Consider the following 391-nt stretch of genomic DNA (forward strand, 5'->3'; position numbering starts at 1 on the left):
CCATTCCGTAGGAATATTTGTCATATATACCGTAATTCCTTGTAAAAGTTTCGTACGCTCTGTATATGTAATCCCTTTTTTCTTTTCGCGAATCGCTCGATCGCGTAGGCGTTTCTGTTTTTGCTCCTCGGTACATCTATAAACCACAATGCGAGTAGGCAGTTTTTCTTTACTCCCTACATATACATCATGTAATTCATACACTTGGCCAGGTTGTAATTGTTTCATGATGTCTTCCAAATGAATTTGTATATATACCGGTCTTAATTGAGCGGGTTTTGTTTTAAATACCACTGTTTCGAATTCTTTTCTATATATTTTAGTTGGTAACTTAAGACGTGATAAATAATATCCTTGCTTATCTTGAATAGACTTAAAGTCTTGTAAACGA

1 pseudogene is annotated in these 391 nt (G+C 34.8%); it reads right to left on the reverse strand.

Annotated features, from left to right (window positions below):
• A pseudogene (locus BAU27_RS15615) lies at positions 1-391 on the reverse strand (IS4 family transposase); the annotation flags it as partial.

Origin of the sequence: Bacillus sp. NH11B (assembly GCF_001884205.1) — a bacterium.
In the GTDB taxonomy this organism is placed as follows: domain Bacteria; phylum Bacillota; class Bacilli; order Bacillales; family Bacillaceae_G; genus Bacillus_A; species Bacillus_A proteolyticus.